Annotated in this window: 19 protein-coding genes and 1 other RNA gene; 8 read left to right on the top strand and 12 right to left on the bottom strand. The window is 69.1% G+C overall.

All coding sequences use genetic code 11. The features are described from left to right. Positions 1-30 precede the first annotated feature (30 nt). The 4 genes from murJ to BW982_RS02065 form a co-directional block, all read right to left on the bottom strand. Positions 31-1623, bottom strand: coding sequence for a murein biosynthesis integral membrane protein MurJ (gene murJ / locus BW982_RS02080; protein ID WP_076490434.1), 1593 nt, complete (start codon positions 1621-1623; stop codon positions 31-33). A 10-nt stretch (positions 1624-1633) separates the two neighbouring features. Then, positions 1634-2335, bottom strand: a complete 702-nt coding sequence (locus BW982_RS02075) for a coenzyme F420-0:L-glutamate ligase (RefSeq protein WP_076490433.1) — start codon at positions 2333-2335, stop codon at positions 1634-1636. Then, complete coding sequence (locus BW982_RS02070; protein WP_076490432.1) at positions 2332-3654, bottom strand: RNA polymerase sigma factor; 1323 nt, start codon at positions 3652-3654, stop codon at positions 2332-2334. Before BW982_RS02070 ends, BW982_RS02075 begins: the two co-directional genes overlap by 4 nt. Positions 3655-3949: 295 nt before the next feature. After that, on the bottom strand, positions 3950-4876 hold the full coding sequence (locus BW982_RS02065) for a proteasome assembly chaperone family protein (RefSeq protein ID WP_076490431.1): 927 nt from the start codon (positions 4874-4876) through the stop codon (positions 3950-3952). 85 nt (positions 4877-4961) lie between these two features. On the opposite strand from BW982_RS02065, the gene BW982_RS02060 reads away from it, so the two are divergent. The 3 genes from BW982_RS02060 to sucB are packed head-to-tail and all read left to right on the top strand — an operon-like array spanning position 4962 to position 9582. After that, positions 4962-6428 (top strand): leucyl aminopeptidase, encoded by a 1467-nt coding sequence (locus BW982_RS02060; RefSeq protein WP_076490430.1) that lies wholly within the window; start codon positions 4962-4964, stop codon positions 6426-6428. Beyond that, entirely contained in the window at positions 6425-7798 is a 1374-nt protein-coding gene (lpdA, locus tag BW982_RS02055) for a dihydrolipoyl dehydrogenase (protein WP_076490429.1), read from the top strand. Before BW982_RS02060 ends, lpdA begins: the two co-directional genes overlap by 4 nt. A gap of 53 nt (positions 7799-7851) precedes the next feature. Further along, positions 7852-9582 (top strand): 2-oxoglutarate dehydrogenase, E2 component, dihydrolipoamide succinyltransferase, encoded by a 1731-nt coding sequence (gene sucB / locus BW982_RS02050; RefSeq protein ID WP_076490428.1) that lies wholly within the window; start codon positions 7852-7854, stop codon positions 9580-9582. 17 nt (positions 9583-9599) lie between these two features. Here sucB and BW982_RS02045 read toward each other — a convergent pair whose 3' ends face one another. Next, positions 9600-10682, bottom strand: a complete 1083-nt coding sequence (locus tag BW982_RS02045; protein ID WP_076490427.1) for a hypothetical protein — start codon at positions 10680-10682, stop codon at positions 9600-9602. A 120-nt stretch (positions 10683-10802) separates the two neighbouring features. Here BW982_RS02045 and BW982_RS02040 point away from each other — a divergent pair, with 120 nt between their 5' ends. Beyond that, positions 10803-11513, top strand: a complete 711-nt coding sequence (locus BW982_RS02040) for a DUF4191 domain-containing protein (RefSeq protein WP_076490426.1) — start codon at positions 10803-10805, stop codon at positions 11511-11513. 44 nt (positions 11514-11557) lie between these two features. Here the strand turns inward: BW982_RS02040 and BW982_RS02035 are convergent, their stop codons facing one another. Next, positions 11558-12028: an RDD family protein gene (locus tag BW982_RS02035; protein WP_076490425.1), complete on the bottom strand. Its 471-nt coding sequence runs from the start codon at positions 12026-12028 to the stop codon at positions 11558-11560. Positions 12029-12118: 90 nt separating this feature from the next. Between BW982_RS02035 and glnA (BW982_RS02030) the strand changes: the two genes are divergently transcribed. Then, on the top strand, positions 12119-13543 hold the full coding sequence (glnA, locus tag BW982_RS02030) for a type I glutamate--ammonia ligase (RefSeq protein ID WP_076490424.1): 1425 nt from the start codon (positions 12119-12121) through the stop codon (positions 13541-13543). A gap of 206 nt (positions 13544-13749) precedes the next feature. Next, positions 13750-14343, top strand: a complete 594-nt coding sequence (locus tag BW982_RS02025; protein WP_139327301.1) for a hypothetical protein — start codon at positions 13750-13752, stop codon at positions 14341-14343. A 6-nt stretch (positions 14344-14349) separates the two neighbouring features. Here BW982_RS02025 and BW982_RS02020 read toward each other — a convergent pair whose 3' ends face one another. Beyond that, positions 14350-14664, bottom strand: coding sequence for a DUF2277 domain-containing protein (locus tag BW982_RS02020; protein WP_076490422.1), 315 nt, complete (start codon positions 14662-14664; stop codon positions 14350-14352). Between the two features lie 108 nt (positions 14665-14772). On the opposite strand from BW982_RS02020, the gene BW982_RS02015 reads away from it, so the two are divergent. Then, positions 14773-16467, top strand: coding sequence for a long-chain-fatty-acid--CoA ligase (locus tag BW982_RS02015; protein WP_076490421.1), 1695 nt, complete (start codon positions 14773-14775; stop codon positions 16465-16467). Between the two features lie 6 nt (positions 16468-16473). On the opposite strand, the gene BW982_RS02010 is transcribed toward BW982_RS02015, so the two are convergent. The 3 genes from BW982_RS02010 to BW982_RS02000 are packed head-to-tail and all read right to left on the bottom strand — an operon-like array spanning position 16474 to position 21049. Further along, positions 16474-19464 (bottom strand): bifunctional [glutamine synthetase] adenylyltransferase/[glutamine synthetase]-adenylyl-L-tyrosine phosphorylase, encoded by a 2991-nt coding sequence (locus BW982_RS02010; protein WP_076490420.1) that lies wholly within the window; start codon positions 19462-19464, stop codon positions 16474-16476. A 10-nt stretch (positions 19465-19474) separates the two neighbouring features. Next, entirely contained in the window at positions 19475-20815 is a 1341-nt protein-coding gene (gene glnA / locus BW982_RS02005) for a type I glutamate--ammonia ligase (protein WP_076490419.1), read from the bottom strand. Positions 20816-20842: 27 nt separating this feature from the next. Further along, on the bottom strand, positions 20843-21049 hold the full coding sequence (locus BW982_RS02000; protein ID WP_076490418.1) for a hypothetical protein: 207 nt from the start codon (positions 21047-21049) through the stop codon (positions 20843-20845). A gap of 98 nt (positions 21050-21147) precedes the next feature. On the opposite strand from BW982_RS02000, the gene ppgK reads away from it, so the two are divergent. After that, complete coding sequence (gene ppgK, locus BW982_RS01995; RefSeq protein WP_076490417.1) at positions 21148-21933, top strand: polyphosphate--glucose phosphotransferase; 786 nt, start codon at positions 21148-21150, stop codon at positions 21931-21933. A 42-nt stretch (positions 21934-21975) separates the two neighbouring features. Here ppgK and BW982_RS01990 read toward each other — a convergent pair whose 3' ends face one another. Beyond that, on the bottom strand, positions 21976-23112 hold the full coding sequence (locus BW982_RS01990) for an S-layer homology domain-containing protein (RefSeq protein WP_076490416.1): 1137 nt from the start codon (positions 23110-23112) through the stop codon (positions 21976-21978). Between the two features lie 126 nt (positions 23113-23238). After that, positions 23239-23603, bottom strand: an RNA gene (gene rnpB, locus BW982_RS01985) — RNase P RNA component class A. Between the last annotated feature and the right edge of the window lies 1 nt (position 23604).

The following is a 23604-nucleotide window of genomic DNA, read 5'->3' as shown; positions in this document are numbered from 1 at the left end:
GACGTTCGGCCCGCACCACCGGGTTCCGCGTCAGCGACGACCGAAGCGCGCGCGTACCAGCGTGATCGCGGACGTGAGTTCCGGCGTCCGCAGCGCGGCGAGGATCCCGAGATAGATCGCACCCGCCACGGAGCAGATGAGCGCCGTGCCGGCCGCACCGAGGAGCAGGTTGTCGAGCATCCACCCCTGCTCGGCGCCGGACCAGAGATAGATCCCCCAGCCGGCAAGGGCGGCCGGGATTGCGGCTCCGATGAAGAGCGCGAGCGAGGAGACGGCCTTCCGGATGCCGAGGGGCCCGATCTTCCGGCGTAGGAGCCAGGTCGCGAGCAGGAGCTCCAGGATGCCGCAGAGCGTCTGGACGGAGGCGACCGTCGCGGTGAGGAACTCCTTCGGGACCGTGACCGCCACCAGGGTCAGGACGACGACCAGGGCGCCCTGCGCGAGGGTGAAGAAGAACGGCGTCCGCGTGTCGCCGTAGGCGTAGAAAGTCCGCTGGATGATGAACAGCACGGCCATCGGCACGAGACCGACGAGGAACGCGATGAGGACGGGCGCGGCCAGGAGGGCGTCACCGGCGCTGCTGGTGAAGATTCGAGAGGCCGGCGCGGCTGCAGCGATCAGGGCACCGGCGGAGATCACGACGAACAGGCCGAGGATGCGGATCGCCGCGCTGATGTCCGCGCGGACGTCCTCCCCGCGACCGGCCGCGGCGTGCTCGGCGATCCGTGTGAAGTACGGCGTCCCGATGGACAGCACGATCAGGGAGTACGGCACCATGTAGATCAGCCAGGCGTTGCCCCACACGGCGACGGAGGCGTTCTCTCCCGACGCCGCGCTCATGACGTTCACCTGGACGAGACCGGCGAGGAGCGTCACGACCACCATGCCGAACGTCCAGGTGGCGAGGCTCCCCATGCTGCCGAAGCCCACTCCTCGCCAGCGGAAGTCGGGACGGAGCGGGATGCCGGACCGGCGCCAGGCGACGGCGAGGACGACCGTCTGCGCGACGATGCCGAGCGTCGCGGTGCCGCCGACCAGCGCGATCGAGGACGGCGTCCACCACCCCACCTCGGTGCGATGGAAGCCGAACAGCACGATGAACAGCCCGAAGCCCGCGATCGAGACGATGTTGTTGACCACGGGGGCCCACGCGTACGGCGTGAACATGCGGCGGGCGTTCAGACTCTCACCGATGAGGGCGAACATGCCGTAGAAGAAGATCTGCGGCAGGCACCAGTAGGCGAACGCGATCGTCAGCTCGCGCGTCGCGCCGTCGTAGCCGCTCGCCATCACGGCGACCAGCGCCGGAGCGATCGCGATCGCGACAGCGGTGGTCAGCAGCAGGATCGCGGCTCCGGCCGTGATCAGCTTGGGGAGGAAGATCCGGCCGCCGTCGGCCTGTGCGCTCACCGCCACCACCCGTGGCACGATCACGCCGGTCAACAGTCCGGTCGAGATCAGCGTCAGCACCGTGTTCGGCAGCTGATTGGCGACGTAGAACGCATCGGCCGACGCGCCCACCGAACTGATCGCGGCGACCAGGACGATGGTGCGCACCAGCCCCGTCATGCGCGACACCAGGGTGCCCGCGGCGATCAGGCTGCTCGCCCGTGCGAGGTTCATCGAGGACGCGTCAGGCCGCGGCGCGGACGATACCCAGCGGCGTGGACTCGTGTCCCTGGCCGAGCGGGTTGTCCTTGAGGATCGCCACGAGACGCTTCTCGCCGGCCTTGTCCATCGTCGAACCGAGGATGTTGCCCCCCAGGTCGTTGATGTCCACGACGGCGACGTCGAGTTCGATGCCCAGCAGAGCCTTCAGCCGCGTCGCGACCTCGCGCGGACGCTCCGGCCCGAGCACGACCGCCTGATTGTACGGCGGGATCGTGCCCTTGGTGGGGCCGTCGATCGCTCGGGCCTTGTCGCCGGCGATGCGGTAGAAGTCGCCCTTGCGCCCGAACGCCTTGGTCACGGCCGAGACGGCCGCCGCGAACAGGATGCGGGGTGTGCCGCACTCGCGCAGCGCCATCTCCATCGTCTCCGGCATGCCGAGCCCGATGCCGTACGGCGTCCGGGTGACGTACTTCGACAGGAAGAGCGCGAGCTTGCGCGGCTTGATGCTGTCGAGCTTGAACGAGCGGCCCTGCGTGATCGCCACGATCTTCTCGGTGACGAACAGCAGGTCGCCCGGCTGCACGGCATCCTTCGCGTACTCGAGGATGAATGCGTCGAGGTCGTCTCCCGGCATGACGACCCGCGTGCGGATCGGGATGCGGGCGTACGAAGTGCCCTCGACGGTACGGGTGAGCGCCTTGCCGGCGTTGGCCTCGCCGCTCATTCGAGGTAGTCCCGCAGCGACTGCGACCGGCTGGGGTGCCGGAGCTTCGCCATGGTCTTCGACTCGATCTGGCGGATGCGCTCACGCGTGACGCCGAACGTGTCACCGATCTGGTCGAGCGTCTTGGGCTGACCGTCGCCAAGACCGAAGCGCATGCGGATGACACCCGCTTCACGCTCGCTCAGAGAGTCCAGAAGCGACTCGAGCTGGCGCTGCAGCATGGTGAAGCCCACCGCGTCGGCCGGGACGACCGCCTCGGTGTCCTCGATGAGGTCACCGAACTCGCTGTCGCCGTCTTCACCGAGCGGCGTGTGCAGCGAGATCGGCTCACGACCGTACTTCTGCACCTCGATGACCTTCTCGGGGGTCATGTCGAGCTCGCGGCTCAGCTCTTCGGGCGTGGGTTCGCGTCCGAGGTCCTGCAGCATCTGGCGCTGGACGCGCGCGAGCTTGTTGATGACCTCGACCATGTGCACCGGGATGCGGATGGTGCGGGCCTGGTCGGCCATGGCGCGCGTGATCGCCTGACGGATCCACCAGGTGGCGTAGGTCGAGAACTTGAAGCCCTTCGTGTAGTCGAACTTCTCGACCGCACGGATCAGACCCAGGTTGCCCTCCTGGATGAGGTCGAGGAACTGCATGCCGCGACCGGTGTAGCGCTTGGCGAGGGACACGACCAGGCGGAGGTTGGCGCCGAGCAGGTGGCTCTTGGCGCGCTGACCGTCGCGAGCGACCCACTGGAGGTCGAGACCCAGCTGGCTGGTCTTCTCCGCCGCCGACATGTTCGACAGCTTCTCTTCGGCGAACAGGCCCGCCTCGATGCGCATCGCGAGCTCGACCTCTTCGGCCGCGTTCAGCAGCGGGACCTTACCGATCTGCTTCAGGTAGTCCTTGACGGGGTCGGCCGTCGCACCGGTGATCTGCGCCGAGTAGACAGGGACGTCGTCCTCGTCGCTCGACGAGATGACGATCGCGCCGGTCGGCAGGGCCTCGGCGGGCGCCGCCGGGGCCTCGTCGTCGTCGTCGCTGTCGTCGTCCGACTTCTTCGCCGCGGGCTTGGCCGCCTCGTCGCCGTCGGTGTCGTCGTCGTCGGAGTCGTCGGCGACTTCGATCTCGTCGTCGATCTCTTCCTCGATGTCGTCCTCGTCGAGGTCGTCGTCGGACTTGGCCTTCGACTTCGCCTTGGCGGGCGTCGCCTTCGCCTTGGCGGGGGCCTTCTTGGCCGCGGTCTTCTTCGACGCGGTCACGGTCTCCTCGGCAGCGTCGAGGTCGGTGTCCTTCTCACTGCCGGAGCGGGTCTTGGTGTTCGTGCCTGCCACGTTTCGCCTTTCACCGGGAACGCATGTTGCACGGCCGCCGGTCGTTCTCGGACACTAGTAAGACCCTTGTCAAGTCCGATCCTGTGGAGCGGGCTCCAGGTTCGGCCGACAACGGGTCAGGTTCTTCATTGTCTCACATTCCCGGCGCGGGACTTGACGTGCACCGGGGATCTATGCGTAGGGAACCGCGCACGGCGCCTCGGTATTCCCTGTGACGCGGGAGCGATCCCACGCGGAGTATCGCGGATCGGCATCGGAAGAGCCGGGCGCGCACTCCTCCCGGTCTCCGCGCGAGTCAGCCCAGGCGGCCGCGGCGATCGTCGTCGCCGGGACGATTGGCGAGGAATCGCTCGAGTTCGGCCGCGAGCTCGTCGGCACTCGGCAGGTCGCCGGTGTGAATGATGGGCGTCGCCTGCGTCGAGCCGGCCATGTACGCGTCGTACCGCTCTTCGAGGCCCTGCAGCATGCGCGTGAGCTCGTCGCTGCCCTCGACCTGCTCGGCGACCTTGACGAGGAACTCGCGGTTCTCCTCGCGCAGCACCTCGCCGGAGAACACGAGTCCCGTCGCGACCGTCAGGCTGTCGAGACCGGCCAGCGCCGCCGCGGGGTACTCGGTGTCGCCGAGGTAGTGCGGGACGAGCAGCGCGAAGCCGGCGACCTTGGCGCCGGCCTCGGCGAAGCGGTACTCGAGCAGGTGGCCGACGGTCGAGGGGATGTGCGTGTGCGGACGCCATACCGAGTGCGCCTCGGCGAGGTCGCTGCGCGTACCGCTGACGGTGGTGCCGATCGGGCGCGTGTGCGGAACCGGCATCGGGATGGCGTGCACCCACGTGATCGACGACACCTGCAGACCGGCGCTGAGCTCGAGCACGCTCTCGGCGAAAGCCTCCCAGAGGAAGTCCGGCTCGTAGCCGGCGAGCAGGAGGAACGGATGCCCGAGAGAGTCGTGCGCGAGCGAGAGCTCGAGCCGCGGTGGGCGGTAGTCGGTGAGATGGTCTTCGACGAACGTGATGAGAGGACGCCGGGCCCGGTAGTCGAGCAACGTGTCGTTGTCGAAGACGACGACAGGGTGGGGTTCGAGGTCGTCGCGGAAGTACTCGACCAGACGGGTCACCGCACCTCCCGCGTCGGTGAAGCCGGTGAGCGCAATGACCAGCGGAAGCCCGGACGGCACCGGCGGCGCGGCGGGGGCGCGGTCGTACAGCGGTGCGTGATGCGGCATGTCTCCACTCTACGAGCCGCGTCCGACACGGCGGCGGCGGTGCGTCCCGCTGCTAGCGAACACCCGCGAACCTAGGATGGAAGCTATGCCATTCCCCTCCGTGACGTACTCCGATGTCCCCGTCCTCGACTCCGGCGCCGATGCGATCCTCCTGGTGGTCGCGAAGTCCGACGGCTCGGCTCCGGACCCGGATGGATGGGACGGTCTCACGAGTTCGCTGACCGCGGTGGGGTTCACCGGTGCGGCCGGCTCCTTCCAGCGCGTGCATGTGCCCGGTGTGTCCCTGCCGGTGGCCGTCGTCGGCGCCGGCGTCGCGCCCGATGTCGCCGCTCTCCGCGACGCTGTGGGAACGGGCCTGCGTCAGCTGACCGGTTTCGAGCACGTGGCGGTGCAGTCGCTGGTGGAGGCGCCGTGGGCTCCGCTCGCCGAAGGCGCGGCGCTGGGCGGATACCGCTTCGCCGGGTACAAGAGCGAGGCGCCGAGGGCCCGCGCGTCGCGCGTGACCGTCCACAGGACCACGCCGCCCACGGACGCCGAGCAGGCCGCGGTCGCCGCGGTCGCGGGGGCTGTCGCGCTGGTGAAGGATCTCGTCACGACGCCCGCGGAGTGGCTCGGTCCGGCCGACTTCGCGGATGCCGCGGTCGCCGCCGTGGACGGCCTGCCCGTCACCGTGACCGTGCTGGATGAGGACGCGCTCACGGAGGGCGGCTACGGAGGCATCCTGGGTGTCGGCCAGGGCTCCGATCGTCCGCCGCGTCTCGTCCACCTCGAGTACTCCCCGGTCGACGCCGACCGCTTCGTCGCCCTCGTGGGCAAGGGCATCACGTTCGACACCGGTGGGCTGTCGCTGAAGCCCGCGGCATCCATGGTCGGGATGAAGTACGACATGTGCGGTGCCGCCACCGTGCTCGCCGTGCTGCGGGCCGCCGCCGAGATGGCTCTGCCGGTGCGCGTGAGCGCCTGGCTGTGCATCGCCGACAACATGCCTTCGGGGCGCGCGACGCGCCCGGGCGATGTGCTGCGCATGCTCGACGGAACCACCGTGGAGGTGCTCAACACGGATGCCGAGGGACGCCTGGTGCTCGCGGACGGTCTCGTCGCCGCAAGCCGGGAGAACCCCGATCTCATCGTTGACGTGGCGACCCTCACCGGCGCCATCACGGTCGCCCTCGGCAATCGCCACACCGGCGTGATGGGCGACGACGAGGCGGTGGCCGAGTATCTCGCCGCCGCGGAGCGGGTGTCCGAACTCGCCTGGCAGCTGCCGCTCCCCGCACACATGGTGGACGAGCTGGACTCCCCCATCGCCGATCTGCAGAACGCCAAGATCGGCGACCCCGCAGGCGGTTCGCTCTTCGCCGGGCTCTTCCTGCGGCACTTCGTCGGACGCGTGTCCGAGGAAGCGAACGCCCCGCGCATCCCCTGGGTGCACCTGGACATCGCCGGCGTCGGCATGAACAAGTCCGCGCCCTTCGGGTTCACCGACAAGGGCGTGACCGGTGCGACCGTGCGCTCGCTCATCGAGCTGATCTCGGCGGGGAGCGTCCGGTGACCGAGTTCGTGGCCGACGTCGTCGTCCTCGGCGGTGGCAGCGGTGGATACGCCGCCGCGCTGCGTCTCGCCGAGTTGGGCAAGGATGTCGTGCTCGTCGAGAAGCACAAGCTCGGCGGGACCTGTCTGCATCGAGGCTGCATCCCCACGAAGGCGTTGCTTCATGCGGCCGAGGTCGCCGACGCGGCGCGCGGCGCGGCGGGGATCGGCGTAGTGGCGTCGTTCGACGGCATCGATCCCGCCGGCGTCCGGGCCTACCGCGAGGGGATCGTCGCGAAGAAGTTCAAGGGCCTCGAGGGCCTGATCTCGGCGCGCGGCATCCGGGTGGTCCATGGCGAAGGCTCGCTCGAGAGCGGAGCGGCGGTGCGAGTCGGAGACGACGTCTACCGCGGGTCCGACGTGATCCTCGCGACGGGGTCGTACAGCCGGACGCTCCCCGGGCTCGACATCGGGGGACGCGTCCTCACCAGCGAGCAGGCGCTCGATCTGGATGTCGTCCCCGAGCGCGTGGTCGTCCTCGGCGGTGGCGTCATCGGCGTGGAGTTCGCCAGCGTGTGGCGTTCGTTCGGCGTCGAGGTCACGATCGTCGAGGCGCTGCCTCATCTGCTGCCGGCCGAAGACGTCTCGTCGAGCAAGGCGCTCGAACGCGCGTTCCGCAAGCGCGGGATCGGATTCCAGCTCGGCCGACGCTTCTCGTCCCTCACGCAGACCGAATCCTCGGTCACGGTGAGCCTCGATGACGGCACCGAACTCGAAGCCGACTATGTGCTCGTGGCTGTCGGTCGGGGCCCGTCCACGGCGGGCCTGGGCTTCGAGGAGGCCGGCGTCCGCCTCGATCGCGGCTTCGTGCAGACCGACGAGCGGCTGCGCACCACGGCCGCGCACGTCTGGGCCGTCGGCGACATCGTGCCCGGTCTTCAGCTCGCTCATCGCGGGTTCCAACAGGGCATCTTCGTGGCCGAGGAGATCGCGGGTCTTTCTCCGGTGCTCGTGCCGGACGTCGATGTGCCGCGCGTCGCGTACTCGCATCCCGAGGTCGCCTCCGTCGGATTGACCGAAGCGCAGGCCCAGGAGCGCTTCGGCGCCGACGGCGTCCGCGCGTACGAGTACAACCTGGCCGGCAACGGTCGCAGCGAGATCATCGGGACCTCGGGGATCGTGAAGATCGTCCGCCGCGTCGACGGTCCCGTCGTCGGAGCCCACCTCGTCGGCGACCGCGTCGGTGAGCTCATCACCGAGGCGCAGCTCGCCGTCGGGTGGGAAGCCCACCCGGAGGACATCGCGCCGTTCGTCCACGCCCACCCCACACAGAGCGAAGCGTTGGGCGAGGCGTTCCTCGCCCTGGCCGGCAAGCCGCTGCACGCACTCTGACCCTCAGCCGTCACTAAGCTAGATACCGCATCCGGTACGAAGGAGACATATCCATGAGCACTTCCGTCGTCCTCCCCGCTCTCGGCGAGAGCGTGACCGAGGGAACGGTCACCCGCTGGCTCAAGCAGGTCGGTGACACCGTCCAGGAGGACGAAGGTCTGTTGGAGATCTCGACCGACAAGGTCGACACCGAGATCCCCTCGCCCGTCTCCGGCGTCATCGAGGAGATCCTCGTGCAGGAGGACGAGACCGTCGAGGTCGGCGCCGTCCTGGCGAAGATCGGTGACGGCTCCGGTGCGTCGTCCTCGGACGACGCTCCCGAGGCCGCCCCCGCCGAGGAGACTCCGGCCCCGGCCGCCGAAGAGCCGGCTCCGGCCGAATCCGCGCCCGCTGAGGAGCCGGCCCCCGCCGCGCAGCCCGCCGCCTCGTCCGACGCGACCGAGGTCACGCTCCCCGAACTCGGCGAGAGCGTGACCGAAGGCACGATCACGCGCTGGCTCAAGGCCGTCGGCGACGACGTCGCGGTCGACGAACCCCTCCTCGAGATCTCCACCGACAAGGTCGACACCGAGATCCCCTCGCCGGTCGCCGGCACCCTGCAGGAGATCCTCGTCCAGGAAGACGAGACGGTCGCCGTCGGTTCCGCTCTCGCCCGCATCGGCAGCGGCGCGGCCCCGGCTGCAGCCCCCGAGGCGCCCGCCGCCGCTCCGGAAGCCCCCGCTGAGGAAGAGGCGCCCGAGCAGCCCGCGCCCGCCGCCCCCGCGGACGAGAAGCCGGCCGAGCAGCCCGCCCCCGCGGCGCAGCCCGCCGCGCCCGCTCCGTCCGCAGCCCAGCCCGCGGCGCCGCCGGCTCCCGCGGCCGGCGGCGACGAGATCACCTACGTCACCCCGCTGGTGCGCCGTCTGGCCCAGCAGCAGGGCGTCGACCTCGCCACCGTTTCGGGGAGCGGCGTCGGTGGGCGTATCCGCAAGGAAGACGTCCTCAAGGCCGCTGAGGCTGCGAAGTCCGCTCCCGCGGCGAGCGCCGCCCCGGTGGCTGCCGCACCCGCCGCGCCGGTCGAGGTTTCGCCGCTGCGGGGTACCACGCAGAAGATGACGCGTCTGCGCAAGGTCATCGCGGAGCGTGCTGTCGCATCGATGCAGGCGACGGCTCAGCTGACGACCGTCGTCGAGGTCGACGTCACCAAGGTCGCGGCCCTCCGCGACCGCGTGAAGGGCGAGTTCCAGCAGAAGACGGGCGACAAGCTGTCGTTCCTGCCCTTCTTCGCGCTCTCCGCCGTCGAGGCGCTGAAGACCTACCCGATCATCAACTCCACAGTCGAGGGCGACGAGATCGTCTACCCGGCCCACGAGAACGTCTCGATCGCGGTCGACACCGAGCGCGGGCTCCTCACTCCGGTCGTCAAGGATGCCGGTGAGAAGAACATCGCGCAGCTGGCCCGCGAGATCGCCGACCTGGCTGCGCGCACGCGCGACAACAAGCTGAAGCCCGACGAGCTCGCCGGTGGCACGTTCACGTTGACCAACACGGGTTCGCGCGGCGCCCTTTTCGACACGCCGATCGTCTTCCTCCCGCAGTCGGCCATTCTTGGCCTCGGCGCGGTCGTGAAGAAGCCCGGTGTCGTCTCGGTCGACGGCAAGGACGCGATCTCGGTCCGTTCGTACGTCTACCTGGCGCTCTCGTACGACCACCGCATCATCGACGGTGCGGACGCCGCCCGCTTCCTCGGTGCCGTGAAGGCCCGTCTCGAGGCCGCGCAGTTCGAAGGCGACCTCGGGATCTGATCCCCGGCTTGACCGGCTCATGATGGCTGGTCCGCGACGTCCCTGACGGAGCGGACCAGCCATCGGTCTTCCTGCCGGACGAGTGTTGCGTACTGCGTGCGATCGTCGGCGGTCAGGCGGACCACGGCCAGCCCGCCGTAGTCGTCGATCAGCTCGAGTTCGGCGATCGCAGGGTCCAGGGGCACCGGATCGCGTGATCCGTCCGGGGATTCCCACAGTCGCCGTACGCACTCCTCGTCAGCGCAGGCCGCGAGGGACCGGAGGACGTCGGTCGCCGCCGACCGCACGTCATCGGCATCCGACGACGTCGTTTCCGTGAGCGGATCGTCGTCACCCGACGACGCCCCGTCGCCCTCGGGTCCCGACGCCGTCCGGTCTTGTCCCGCGGGCAACAGATCCGTGTCGGTCGTCGTCTCGTCGGCGGGCGAGGTCACGGCCGCGCCGCGCCCCGGGCTCGCGGACGGGGTCGTCGCGTCGACGACGACGGTTCCGGATGCCGTCTGCTCCCCGCTCGCCTCGGTCGCTTCCGCGCTCGTGAGCAGTGACACCGCCACGAACACGAGCACGCCGGCGAGACCGGCCCCCGTCCACATCACGGGCGGTCGGATGCGCCGTACGACGTCACGGAGGCGTGTGACGAGAGTCGAGGATGCGGCATCGTCGTCGTGCACCGCCTGCAGCACGGTCGATGCGACAGGGGCCAGCGGTCCGAGCACGAGCGGCTGCGGCTCCACAACGGCGAGCAGACGCTTCTCGAGGAGGGACCATGTCGGCGGAGGTTCCGTCAGAACCCCGTCGCGCAGGCGTGCGAAGCCGGGCCTGACATCGGCGCTCACGAGGGACGCCACCTCGTCGAGGATCGCCACGGTGACGGCCAGCACGTCTTCTCCGCCCGGGTGGGCGACGAGGACGGGCTGCCCCTCGGCGGTGAGCCGCCACTCCCCCGGCGCCGCCCGGGACGGAGCGGCGGCGCACCCGCGCACGACGGCGATCGCGAGTGTGGCTGCTTCGCCTGCGGTCAGGACATGGGAGCTCCGGCCTCTGCGGCGAAGGTAACCGGCGACGGTGTCGATCGTCTGAGGGAGAGGCGTCGGGTGCATGCCTCGAGGCTGTCGTGAATCGGGCGCGACCGATCGGGCGCCGAACGCGTTCCGGGGATGGAGCCGTGATCCCGACCGAAGGGGAGGAGGGGTGCCGACGTCGAAGATAGAATCGTCCGCATGGCCGCTCGCACCTCCACCCCCGAGAAGCGTCCGGGATTCTTCTCCCAGCTTCGCACCCTGTACACCTTCACGCAGAAGGAGTACCGCTGGCTGCCGTTCGCGCTGGCCGGCATCGTCCTCGCGGGCATCGGCCTCGGCGTGCTCGTCGGTTTCCTCATTCCGCCGGTGGCGGTGTGGAGCGTCATCCTGTGGGGCGTCACGGGTCTGCTGGCCGGCGTCCTGGTCGGGATGATCACGATGACCCGCCTGTCGACGCGGGCGATGTACCGCCGCATGGACGGCATGCCCGGTGCCACCGGTCACGTGCTCTCGTCGTCGCTCGGCCGCAACTGGCAGGCCTCCGAGACGCCCATCGGGGTGAACCCCCGTACGCAGGAGGCTGTCTACCGCGCGATCGGTCGCGGCGGCGTGGTCCTGGTCGGCGAGGGCTCCCAGACGCGCCTGTCCCGCCTCGTCAACGAGGAACGCGCGCGCGTTCAGCGAGTCGCCGCCGGTGTCCCGGTGACGGTCCTGTACGTCGGACACGGCGAGGGCGAGGTCGAGATCAAGAACCTCGCCTCCGCGATCAAGGCGCTGCCGAAGAAGGTCGACCGCACGACGCAGGCGGCGGTCATCAAGCGCGTGTCGTCGGTGTCGCAGGGGCTGTCGTCGCTGCCGATTCCGAAGGGTGTCGACCCGACGAAGATGCGCGCCCCGCGTCCCCGCTGATCACGTGAGAACGGCCCCGCTCCGGCGGGGCCGTTCTTCGTCCGTCAGCTGCGGACGAGTACCGTGCCGACCGCCTTGTCGTGGAGGCCGCGCTGATCGGCGTCCCACACCACCGCGGGGATGATCACACCGAGCAGCAGCGTGCGGACGATGGGGCGCCAGACGCCCACCCATCCCCCGGATGCCAGTTCGAGACGCATCCCCAGCAGTCGGTGCCCTGGGCTCCCGCCGATCAGCGGGATGAACACGATCTGGACGAGGAAGAAGATGAGGTTCGTCGCGAGCGGATTCGCGAACGGCACGCCGGTGACGGGATCCGGCGTGGAGAAGAACGCATAGCCGATCAGGCCGGCGCAGGCGACATCGACCAGAAGTGCGGCGATGCGCCGCCCCGGTCGGCCGATGGACCCGCGCCCCTCGCGGGGGAGGCCGAGTCGCTGGCCCGGATATTCGTTCTCGACGGGGACGGTCACGGCATCCAGCGTAATCGGGGCTCCGTAACACGCCCGAAACATGCGAGATATGACCGAGACACCGGTTCTGGGTAGGGTCAAGGAGGCTGGCCGAGGCCGGCCGATCCCGAATGTTCTACCTCTGGAGTCTTCATGTTCAAAGATTCGTCCGAGGTGCTGAAGTTCATCCAGGACGAGGACGTCAAGTTCCTCGACATCCGTTTCACGGATCTTCCTGGCGTGCAGCAGCACTTCAACATTCCCGCGTCGACCGTCGACGAGGAGTTCTTCACCGTCGGACAGCTGTTCGATGGCTCGTCGATCCGCGGGTTCGCGAACATCCACGAGTCGGACATGCAGCTCATCCCCGACGTGACGACGGCGTACCTCGACCCGTTCCGCGAGGCGAAGACGCTCATCATGGTCTTCGACATCTACAACCCGCGCAACGGCGAGATCTACTCGAAGGACCCGCGTCAGGTCGCCAAGAAGGCCGAGAAGTACCTCGCCTCCACCGGCATCGCCGACACCGCATTCTTCGCGCCCGAGGCCGAGTTCTACATCTTCGACGACGTCCGTTACGAAGTGAAGCAGAACGCGAGCTTCTACTCGGTCGACTCCGAGGAAGGCGCCTGGAACACCGGTCGCGTGGAAGAGGGCGGCAACCTCGCCAACAAGACGCCCTACAAGGGCGGCTACTTCCCCGTCTCCCCCGTCGACAAGCAGGCCGACCTCCGCGACGACATCAGCCTCAAGCTGATCGACGCCGGCCTCATCCTCGAGCGCGCTCACCACGAGGTGGGCACCGGTGGTCAGGCGGAGATCAACTACCGCTTCGACACCATGGTGCACGCGGCCGACGACATCCTGAAGTTCAAGTACATCGTCAAGAACACGGCTCTCGAGTGGGGCAAGGTCGCGACCTTCATGCCCAAGCCCCTCTTCGGCGACAACGGTTCGGGCATGCACACCCACCAGTCGCTGTGGAACGACGGCAAGCCGCTGTTCTACGACGAGACCGGCTACGGCGGGCTCTCCGACCTCGCGCGCTGGTACATCGGTGGCATCCTGGCTCACGCCCCCGCCGTGCTCGCCTTCACCAACCCGACCCTCAACAGCTACCACCGCCTGGTGAAGGGCTTCGAGGCTCCGGTCAACCTGGTGTACTCGGCCGGTAACCGCTCCGCGGCCATCCGTATCCCGATCACGGGCACGAACCCCAAGGCCAAGCGCATCGAGTTCCGTGCGCCCGACGCGTCGGGCAACCCGTACCTCGCGTTCGCCGCACAGCTGATGGCCGGCATCGACGGCATCAAGAACCGCATCGAGCCGCACGAGCCCGTCGACAAGGACCTCTACGAGCTCCCCGCCGAAGAGGCCAAGAACATCCCGCAGGTTCCGAACTCGCTGCTCGACTCGCTCGAGGCCCTCCGCGCCGACCACGAGTTCCTGCTCGCCGGTGGCGTCTTCACGGAGGAGCTCATCGAGACCTGGATCGAGTACAAGATCGAGAACGAGATCCAGCCGATCGCTCAGCGCCCGCACCCCTTCGAGTACGAGCTGTACTTCGGGGTCTGATCGCCCGATCATCCACGACGAAGCCCGTCCCCGCCGTTTCGCGGGGGCGGGCTTCGTCGTTGTGCCCGGGATATTAGACGTTCCGGACAGCGAGCGGCAGTCGTTGGCCAGGGTCGCGGGGATTCGGCATCCTGGATCGGTCGAGAGGGGGCGGCGTGAAGGACCTGAGGGGTGGGCGGAAGCGAACAGCGCTGGCGGCGGTGTTCGTGGCTTCCATGGTTCTCGTGCTCACGGCGTGCGGCGAGGAGCCCGCAGAGCCCGGGTCGGAGCAGGCATTCGACGACGCCCGCGCGGTCAACCTTGAGTTCAAGGCGGCCGTCGCCGATGTGCAGAAGCAGATTTTCGACGGAGACTGGCGTGTCGGAGAGTACGGCGACGTTCCCGATCAGTGCGAGGGCGGGTACCAGTTCTTCCTGCGACGCAAGCTCCCCGAGGGCTTCTCGTTCGATGGTCAGGGTGCGCAGCGGATGGAACAGCTTCGTTCGTGGTTGTCGGAGAACGGGTGGCAGCTTGCGCCGACGCCGACGTACGGGGAGGGGATCGAGAACATCGTGATCATGGCGGGGAAGCCGGAGGCGAAGGTGTCGCGTCTGGATGTCGACATGGTTCCGGCGAATCCCGCCGAGGGCGCGATCGACGTGCTGGAGCTCCGTGCGACGTCCACATGCGAACCCGGCGATGCCGGCGCGCTCCTCGACCAGCTGCGCGGCCCCCTCACCGCGGTGCCGAGCGACAATGGCATCCCGGATCTGGAGAGCCCGGATGCCACTCCCCTGTTCGAGCGCTTCGCGGAGGGATGATCCGGATCAGGATGCCGAGCGCGCGGCGCGCTTCTGCTCCTGGAACACGCGGATCGCTTCGTAACGATCGGCGGACCGCGCCTGGCGCTTCGCCGCCTCGACCTCGCGCGTCTTCGGTGGCGCCGCGGTGACGAGGTCATCGAGCAGCCGGCGGGTGGCCGCGGCGACCTCGTCGACGGCGCGGTCGAACACTTCCTGGTTCGCGCGGGAGGGCTTCGTCGTCCCCGTGATCTTCCGCACGAACTGCAGAGCCGCGTCGTGGCACTCGTCGTCGGACGCCGGCGGCTCGAAGTTGTGGAGAGGGACGATGTTGCGACACATGCCGACAGGCTAGGCCGCTCCCTCGACGCACGGAAGGTCCCGGCTTCTCGGCATCCGCACAGGCGTCGCGCTGCTCGCGTGTCGGTGGCGTCGGGAAGGATGGATGCCATGACCTCCCCTTACGCGTCGCGTCCGTGGCTGAGCTCGTACGCCGAGGGCGTGCCGCACGACATCGACGAGCCCTCGCAGACGCTGCCCGAGATGATCGCGGACTCCGTCCACCGATACGGCAAGGGCGTCGCGCTGGAGTTCTTCGGTGCGCAGACGACCTACCGCGAGCTGGGCGACCAGATCGCCCGCGCGGCCGAGGGCCTGCGCCGTCTGGGTCTCAAGGCGGGAGACCGGGTCGCGCTCGTGCTGCCGAACTGCCCTCAGCACGTGGTCGCGTTCTACGCGGCGCTGCGGCTCGGGGCGATCGTGATCGAGCACAACCCGCTGTACACCGCGCGCGAGCTGCGGCACCAGTTCGAGGATCACGGCGCGACCTTCGCGATCGTCTGGGACAAGGTGGCCGACCTCGTCGCCGACTTCCCCTCGGATCTCGCGCTCCCGCACATCGTCGCGGTGGACATCACCCGGGCGATGCCGTTCGGCACGCGCATGGCGCTGCGGCTGCCGGTGAAGAAGGCCCGTGAGTCCCGCGCGCAGCTGACGGCCGAGCCCTCGTCGAAGCGACCGATCGCGTGGGAGAAGCTCCTCACCCACGGAAAGCTCTCCCGCAAGCACGAGGGGCCGCTCCTCGACGACATCGCGCTGCTGCAGTACACCAGCGGAACGACGGGGACGCCGAAGGGCGCGATCCTGACGCACCGGAACCTTCGCGCGAACGCGATGCAGGGCCGCGCGTGGGTACCGGGCCTCCACGACGGCGAGGAGACGTTCTACGGCGTCCTCCCGCTCTTCCACGCGTACGGGCTCACCCTCTGCCTGACGTTCGCGATGAGCATCGGTGCGAAGCTCGTGCTGTTCCCCAAGTACGACCTCGACCTCGTGGCATCCGCGGTCAAGAAGAGCCCGCCGACGTTCCTCCCGGCGGTTCCGCCCATCTACGACCAGCTCGCGCGCGCCGCCTCCCGCGGCACGCTCGACCTCTCGACGGTCCGCTTCGCGATCTCGGGGGCGATGAGCCTGCCGGTGGCGACCGTCGACCGCTGGGAGACGGCGACCGGTGGGTTGCTGGTGGAGGGCTACGGCATGACCGAGTCGTCGCCCGTCGCGCTGGGCAACCCGATCGGACCGTCGCGGCGCCCCGGCACCGTGGGAGTGCCGTTCCCCAGCACCGACATCCGGGTGGTCGACCCCGACGATCCCGAGAAGGACCTTCCTCTCGGTGAGTCCGGTGAGCTGCTGCTGCGCGGCCCGCAGGTGTTCGAGGGCTACTGGAACCGGCCGACCGACACGGCAGCGACGCTTCTCGACGGCGGGTGGCTGCGTACCGGCGACATCGCCTCGGTGTCCACCGACGGCTTCGTCACGATCGTCGACCGGTTGAAGGAGATCATCATCACCGGCGGCTTCAACGTCTCGCCCAGCGAAGTCGAGGACGTCCTGGTGTCGCACCCCGACATCGAGGGTGCGGCCGTCGTCGCTCTCCCGAAGCCCCGCGGAGGCGAAGACGTGGCGGCCGCGATCGTCGTGCGCGATGGCGTCGAGATCGAACCGGAGGCGATCCGCGACTACTGCAAGTCGCGACTGGCGTCCTACAAGGTCCCGCGGCGGGTGGTCGTCGTCGACGACCTGCCCCGTTCGCTCATCGGGAAGGTGCTGCGCCGCGAGGTGCGCGAGCGACTCCTGGCATCCTGAGGTCGATCACCCGTAGAAGAGCTTCTCGAACACGCGGCGGGCCCGTCGCGTGGCACCGAGATAGTCCTCTTCGACCTGGGTGGCCGAGTGGGGCGGGTACTCGAGGATCCGCCCGATGCCGTCGAGCCGCGCACGGTCGGCGGGCAGCACGTCGCTCGTCTGCCCCGACAACAGGGTGTTGGCCGAGCGCAGGCGGCTGGCGAGGTGCCAGGATGCCGCGAGCTTCTCCGCCGCGTCCGAAGCGATGAGCCCCGCCTCCACGGCCGCCTGCAGCGCGTCCAGGGTCGACGTCGTCCGCATCGCCGGAACCGCCCGCGCGTGCTGGAGTTGGAGGATCTGCACCAGCCACTCGACGTCGCTGATCGAGCCGGGACCGAGCTTGAGGTGCCGGGCGGGATCGGCTCCCTGCGGCAGGCGCTCGTTCTCGACCCGTGCCTTGATGCGGCGGATCTCCCGCAATCCGTTCGGGTCGGCGTTCGCCGGGTAGCGCACGTCGTCGGCGAGGGCCAGGAAGTCGGCGATGAGCTTGACGCTGCCGGCGACCCCGCGGGCGCGCAGCAGGGCCTGCGCCTCCCACGACAGCGACCACCGCCGGTAGTACTCGGCGTAGGCCTCGAGCGAGCGCGCCAGCGGACCGCTGCGCCCCTCGGGTCGCAGCTCCGCGTCGAGGTCGAGCGGGAGGCGGTGGTCCTCCGAGTGCTCCCGGAGGCCGGCGACGAGTTTCAGGGCCAGCTGGCTCGCGCGCTGGGGGTCGATGCCGTTCGCGCGATAGACGTACATCACGTCGGCATCCGAGCCGAAGCCGATCTCGCGACCGCCGAAGCGTCCCATCGCGATGACGGAGAAGTCGAGGGCGTCGTCCTCGGGCGGGACGACCTCGCGCCGGACCGCGCGCAGCGTCGCCTGGATCGTCACCTCGGTGATCGTCGTCAGGGCGTCCGAGAGCTCCTCGAGCGAGACGACCTCGAGGACCGCCGCCATCGCGACGCGCAGCATCTCGCGTCGTCGGAGCGCGCGCACCGAGCGCATGGCGCCGTCGATGTCGTCCCAACGGGTCTGAATGGCCCGCGCCTCCTCCTGGAGGGCCGCTCCCGAGCGGGGACGCAGGAGCGCGTCGTCATCGAGCCACGCGACCGACTCGGGGATCCACTCCATCAGCTCGCCGATGTAGCGCGACCCCGACAGCACGCGGGTGAGGCTCTCTGCGGCGCCGGCCGAGTCGCGCAGCATCCGCAGGAACCACGGGGTGTTGCCCAGGCGCTCGCTGATGCGGCGGAAGACCAGAAGGCCGTAGTCGGGGTCGACGCCGTCGGCGAACCACCGGATCATGATCGGCATCAGGTGCCGCTGGATGGTCGCCTTGCGACTCAGGCCGCTGGTGAGCGCCGCGATGTGGCGCAGCGCACCCGCCGGGTCGCGGAAGCCGATGGCGGCGAGACGGTCGCGTGCCTGCTCGGTGGAGAGGGTCCGCTCGCCCTCGGGCAGCGCCGCCACGGCCGACAACAGCGGCCGGTAGAACAGGCGGACGTGGATGTCGCGCACCTCGCGCTTGATGCTCTCCCACGCGGTCTGCACGCCCGCGGCGGAGTCCGCGAGTCCGGTGGCCCGCGCGAGGACGCGGAGATCGTCGTCCTTCTCGGGGAGCAGGGCCGTGCGACGCAGGCCGCGGAGCTGCAGCCGATGCTCGATAAGACGCAGCAGACGGTAGTCGCGGCCGAAGGCCTCGGCTTCGCTGCGACCGATGTACCCCTCGGCGACGAGCGCGTCGAGAGCCTCCAACGTCCCGCGCTGACGGATGCGTTCGTCGGTGAGTCCGTGGACGAGCTGCAGCAGCTGCACGGTGAACTCGACATCCCGGATGCCACCCGGACCGAGCTTCACCTGACGGTTCACTTCGCTCGCCGGGATGTGGTCGGTGACCCGCTCGCGCATGCGCTGCACGCCCTCGACGAAGTTCTCGCGGGCGGCGCTCTGCCACACCAGGGGCTGCACGGCGGCGATGTACTCCGCGCCGAGAGCGGCGTCGCCGGCGATGGCCCGCGCCTTGAGCAGTGCCTGGAACTCCCAGCTCTTCGCCCATCGCGCGTAGTACTGCTCGTGGGCGCCGAGGCTGCGGACGAGCGCCCCCTGCTTGCCCTCGGGCCGGAGGTTCGGGTCGACCTCCCACAGTGGGGGCTCGATCTCCGGGCCGGAGATGCCGCGCATCGTCTGCACCGCGAGCCGGGTGCCGATGTCGATCGCGCGAGCCTCGGAGACCACGTCTTCGTCGGAGGTGCCGCCGACGAAGATCACGTCCACGTCGCTGACGTAGTTCAACTCGCGCGCGCCGGTCTTCCCCATCGCGATGATCGCGAACCGGGTCGCGGCGACCTGAGCGCGCGGGAACGCGGCCGGGCCGGTGCCCGCGACGCGCGACCGGGCGACGCTGAGAGACGCCTCCAGGGCGGCGCCCGCGAGATCCGCGAGCGATGCGGAGACGACGTCGATCGCCGCCGCCGAGTCGTCCTGGCCCAGATCGTAGGCGGCGATCCGTGCGAGCAGACGCCGATAGCGCGCGCGCAGCGCGACCCACGCGGCATCCGTCGCGTCGGCGGCGAATCCCTCGACGTCACCGACGGATGCCAGCAGCTCGGTGCGCATCAGGTGCTCGTCCGGGACCGTCAGTCCCGCACCGGCGAGATGCGCGATCTCGTCGGGGTGTCGCAGGTAGAACTCCGCGAACCCGTCCGAGGCGCCCACGATGTCCCACAGGGCGCGCCAGGTGCCCGCATCCGCCGCGGCGGAGCGGATTGCGTCCGGATCGCGCCGTGCGATCTGCAGGAGCGCCGAGAGGGCACGGTCGGGGTCGGCCACGCGCTGCGCCAGCGCCATGACATCCGCCCGTCCGGCAGCCGTCAGCTGCTCGAGCTCGCCCAGACCCGCATCGGCTTCCGCGAGACGCGAGAAGCCGGTGCGGGCCAGGGCGGTGAGCGCCGTCGATCGATCGCCCGAGATCATCACGGCCCGGTCAGAGCGCCTCGAGGTTGCTCTGCAGCTCGAAGGGCGTGACCTGTGCGCGGTACTGCTGCCATTCGCGGCGCTTGTTCAGCAGCACGTACTTGAAGACCTGCTCCCCCAGCGTCTCGGCGACCAGCTCGGATTCTTCGAGGTACTCGAGGGCGTGGTCGAGGCTCGCCGGCAGCGGCGCGTAGCCCAGGGCGCGGCGCTCGGCGTCGGTGAGCGACCACACGTTGTCTTCGGCCTCGGGGGGCAGCTCGTAGCCCTCTTCGATGCCCTTCAGGCCCGCCGCGAGCATCAGCGCGTACGACAGGTACGGGTTCGCCGCCGAGTCGAGGGCGCGGTACTCGACCCGCGTGGACTGGCCCTTGTTCGGCTTGTACAAGGGCACGCGCACCAGGGCGGAGCGGTTGTTGTGGCCCCAGCAGATGAAGCTGGGTGCCTCGTCGCCACCCCACAGGCGCTTGTACGAGTTGACGAACTGGTTCGTGACGGCCGAGATCTCGTTGGCGTGACGCAGGAGCCCCGCGATGAACTGGCGTCCGACCTTCGACAACTGGTACTGGCCGCCCTCTTCGTAGAAGGCGTTCATGTCGCCCTCGAAGAGCGACATGTGCGTGTGCATGCCGCTGCCGGGCTGGCCGCTCAGGGGCTTCGGCATGAACGTGGCGTACACGCCCTGCTCGATCGCGACCTCCTTGACGACCGTGCGGAACGTCATGATGTTGTCGGCCGTGGTGAGGGCGTCGGCGTAGCGCAGATCGATCTCGTTCTGACCGGGACCGCCCTCGTGGTGGCTGAACTCGACGGAGATCCCGAGGTCCTCCAGCATGCGCACCGATCGGCGACGGAAGTCGTGCGCCGTGCCGCCGGGCACATTGTCGAAGTAGCCGGCCGAGTCGACGGGCTCGGGGCGCCCGTCGGGACCGAGCTGCGACGACTTCAGCAGGTAGAACTCGATCTCGGGGTGCGTGTAGAACGTGAACCCGGCATCGGCCGCCTTCGCGAGCGTGCGCTTGAGGACGTGCCGCGGGTCGGCCACGGCGGGCTGACCGTCGGGCGTGGTGATGTCGCAGAACATGCGTGCCGTCGGGTCGATCTCGCCGCGCCACGGCAGGATCTGGAACGTCGTCGGGTCGGGGTGGGCGAGCAGGTCGGACTCGTACGAGCGGGTGAGACCCTCGATGGCCGAGCCGTCGAAGCCCAGGCCCTCACTGAAGGCGCCCTCGACCTCGGCCGGCGCGATCGCCACCGACTTCAGGGTTCCGACGACGTCGGTGAACCACAGGCGCACGAACTTCACGCCGCGTTCCTCGATCGTCCGCAGGACGAAATCGCGCTGCTTGTCCATCGTTCTCCTCGTTCTCGGTGGGCGGGATCAGCGGCCGGAGCCGGAGCCCCAGTCGGAGTCGCGGGCGTCGTCTTCGGCCCACTTCTTCGAACGTTCCTTCATCAGCTGGGGGGCGCGCGCGGCTTCTTCGGCGGTGTCGAAGGGGCCCGCGCGGTCGATCGCCGGCGACTCGTAGCCCTGCTCGACCTGACCGGTCTCGAGGTTGTACCAGTACTTCTGATTCTCGTCGCTCACGATCGCTCCTTGCGTGGGTCTCGCTCCGCAGCGGACGTCTGGCGGGCGCTCTCCCGATCCTACTGATCCGGGCCGTCAGCCTGGATAGGCTGGAGGGTATGGCAACGAATGCGTCGCGTGCGGTCGGAGTGGACATCGGCGGAACCGGGATCAAGGCGGGAATCGTCGACCTGGATGCCGGTGAGCTCATCAGCGACCGGGTGAAGGTCTCCACTCCGAAGGGCGCGGAGCCCGCGGACGTTCTGGCGGCGGTCAAGGAGGTGCTCCAGACGCTGGAGGCGCCGGACGACCTGCCGCTCGGCGTGGCGTTCCCCGCGATCGTGAAGAACGGTCGGACGCTGTCTGCCGCGAACGTGGCCTCGTCGTGGATCGGCTTCGAGGCCGAGAAGTTCTTCGAGCAGGGCCTGTCCCGTGACATCCACTTCGCCAACGACGCCGACGTGGCGGGCATCGCCGAGGTGCGATACGGCGCCGCCAAGGGCGTGAACGGCCTCGTGATCCTCACGACCCTCGGCACCGGCATCGGGTCCGCCATGATCTACGACGGCGTCCTCATCCCGAACAGCGAGCTGGGTCACCTTCAGCGCGCCGAGCACAAGAAGGATGCCGAGGGCTACGCCGCCTACTCCGCGATGGAGCGCGACGAGCTGTCGTGGGAGAAGTGGGCGAAGCGTCTGCAGTGGTACTACGACTACGTCGAGTTCCTCTTCAGCCCCGACCTCATCGTGGTCGGCGGCGGGGTGTCGAAGCACTCCGAGGAGTTCCTGCCGCTGCTGAAGCTGCGCGCCCCGATCGTCCCGGCGAAGCACCGCAACAACGCGGGCATCATCGGCGCGGCGTCGCTGGCTGTGCCGGTGCCCGAGGCGCTGCCCGCGGTGAAGTAGGACTCCCCCGCGGGCAGCGATCGAGCTCGCCCGTGCCGGATCTCAGCGGCCGAGCGGTACCTCAGCGGCTTCCGAGAGCCCCGCGATGTCGGCTCCCAGGGGGAGCGATGCGATGGGCGCCGTGAATTCCGCGCCGCCGGAGACCGATCGGCGGGACTGGTTCTGGAACAGGCCGGCGGTGCGGTAGAGGAACGCGGCCATAGCATCCCGGGTGATGTTCTCGTACGGGCGGAATTCCTTCTTGCCGCCGGCCGCGGGCCAGCCCGTGGAGATGCCCTTCTGCGAGAGCCAGCTGATCGCATCGTAGAACGGGCCATCTTTGGCGACGTCGGTGAAGGGCGAAGTGGCAGGCGTGCTCTCCGGCGGGAGTGCGTCACCGAGCATGCGCTGGAGGAAGGCCGCCATCGCGTCCCGGGTGATCGGGCTGGCGGGCCGGTACTCGCGCCCGTTTCCCGACGGCCATCCGGTACTCACCCCCGAATTCTTGAGCCACAGGATCTGCTTGTAGAACGGGTGGCTCTTGGGAACGTCCACGAACGGCGAGGGGCCGTCGACGGAAACCTCCGGCGACCCCGCGAACCGGTAGAGGAACGCCGCCATGGCGTCGCGGGTCACCGAGCCGAAGGGGCGGTACTCCTGGCGCGGAAGATAGGGGCTGTACGGGTCGTTCTCCCCCGTGCTGGGCGGCAGCGGGTAGCCGGTGGAGATGCCGGTCTCGGCCATCCACCGGATCTCCTTGTAGAAGCTCGCGTTGTAGGGGACGTCCTGGAAGGGGCTCCAGCAGTCCTCCGGCAGCAGGGCGAAGTACGCATCGGTGAACGCGTCACCGCCGGTGACTCCCAGCTGCCAGATCACTTCGTCGAAGTAGGTCAGCGGGACCTCCCACGTGTATTCCCCCGGGTAGTGGAATGTCTTGATGCTCGAGGCTTCCTGCTGCCGCTCCTGGAAGTGGTGGGCGTAGAGCTGGGCGTCGCCCGAGCCCGAGCCGCCCGAGCCGTCCTTGAGCGAGAACGACAGAACCATCGTCGCCGAGGCGCCGCATTCGAATCGGATGTAGATCGGCCCGTCCGCCACCGGATAGGACGAAGCTGCATTCGCGGCGGCGGGAACCAGTACCGACCCGGCCACGAGGCCCATCGTGATCGCGGCCGAGATCAGACGTCGACGAAAAGTGCTCATTCGGTGTGTGCCCCCCATGGCAGAACTCGGCATTCGCATAGCCGCTTCTCGGAAAGCTACCAGGGTTCACATGACGAACACGTGAACAGACCCGCACCGTGAGGGGCGACGGCGTCCGGCGGAGCGCGAATGGGCCGGCCTGTACGCCGGGTTCTGTCCGAGGGCGTGAGCCCCGTGGACGGTCATCTCTCTCGGCGACACGTTGCCGTGCCGCTCCAGCGGCCTACCCGGGGACTCGGCGAGCCGCGTCGTCATCCCCTGTCTGGCCTTGCTCCGGACGAGGTTTACCTCGCGGGTCGTGTCACCACGACCCCGGTGGTCTCTTACACCACCCTTTCACCCTTACCCGCGCCGTGAAGCGCGGGCGGTCTGCTCTCTGTGGCACTGTCTCGCGGATTGCTCCGGGTGGGCGTTACCCACCGTCCTGCCCTGTGGAGCCCGGACGTTCCTCGGCACGGGCGAACCCGTGACGCGACCGTCCAGCCGACCCAT

It is taken from the genome of Microbacterium sp. RURRCA19A, assembly GCF_900156455.1.
In the GTDB taxonomy this organism is placed as follows: domain Bacteria; phylum Actinomycetota; class Actinomycetes; order Actinomycetales; family Microbacteriaceae; genus Microbacterium.
This window is presented reverse-complemented; position numbering and strand designations above follow the sequence as displayed.

Bases quoted from the DNA above. Each gene is read 5' to 3' on its own strand.
- BW982_RS02035 (WP_076490425.1), bottom strand. From the start codon at position 12,028: ATGTTTCGGGCGTGTTACGGAGCCCCGATTACGCTGGATGCCGTGACC.
- BW982_RS02010 (WP_076490420.1), bottom strand. From the start codon at position 19,464: ATGATCTCGGGCGATCGATCGACGGCGCTCACCGCCCTGGCCCGCACC.
- BW982_RS02020 (WP_076490422.1), bottom strand. From the start codon at position 14,664: ATGTGTCGCAACATCGTCCCTCTCCACAACTTCGAGCCGCCGGCGTCC.
- BW982_RS02045 (WP_076490427.1), bottom strand. From the start codon at position 10,682: ATGCACCCGACGCCTCTCCCTCAGACGATCGACACCGTCGCCGGTTAC.
- murJ (WP_076490434.1), bottom strand. From the start codon at position 1,623: ATGAACCTCGCACGGGCGAGCAGCCTGATCGCCGCGGGCACCCTGGTG.
- BW982_RS02015 (WP_076490421.1), top strand. From the start codon at position 14,773: ATGACCTCCCCTTACGCGTCGCGTCCGTGGCTGAGCTCGTACGCCGAG.
- glnA (WP_076490419.1), bottom strand. From the start codon at position 20,815: ATGGACAAGCAGCGCGATTTCGTCCTGCGGACGATCGAGGAACGCGGC.
- BW982_RS02040 (WP_076490426.1), top strand. From the start codon at position 10,803: ATGGCCGCTCGCACCTCCACCCCCGAGAAGCGTCCGGGATTCTTCTCC.
- BW982_RS02065 (WP_076490431.1), bottom strand. From the start codon at position 4,876: ATGCCGCATCACGCACCGCTGTACGACCGCGCCCCCGCCGCGCCGCCG.
- BW982_RS01990 (WP_076490416.1), bottom strand. From the start codon at position 23,112: ATGAGCACTTTTCGTCGACGTCTGATCTCGGCCGCGATCACGATGGGC.
- ppgK (WP_076490417.1), top strand. From the start codon at position 21,148: ATGGCAACGAATGCGTCGCGTGCGGTCGGAGTGGACATCGGCGGAACC.
- BW982_RS02060 (WP_076490430.1), top strand. From the start codon at position 4,962: ATGCCATTCCCCTCCGTGACGTACTCCGATGTCCCCGTCCTCGACTCC.
- BW982_RS02075 (WP_076490433.1), bottom strand. From the start codon at position 2,335: ATGAGCGGCGAGGCCAACGCCGGCAAGGCGCTCACCCGTACCGTCGAG.
- sucB (WP_076490428.1), top strand. From the start codon at position 7,852: ATGAGCACTTCCGTCGTCCTCCCCGCTCTCGGCGAGAGCGTGACCGAG.
- glnA (WP_076490424.1), top strand. From the start codon at position 12,119: ATGTTCAAAGATTCGTCCGAGGTGCTGAAGTTCATCCAGGACGAGGAC.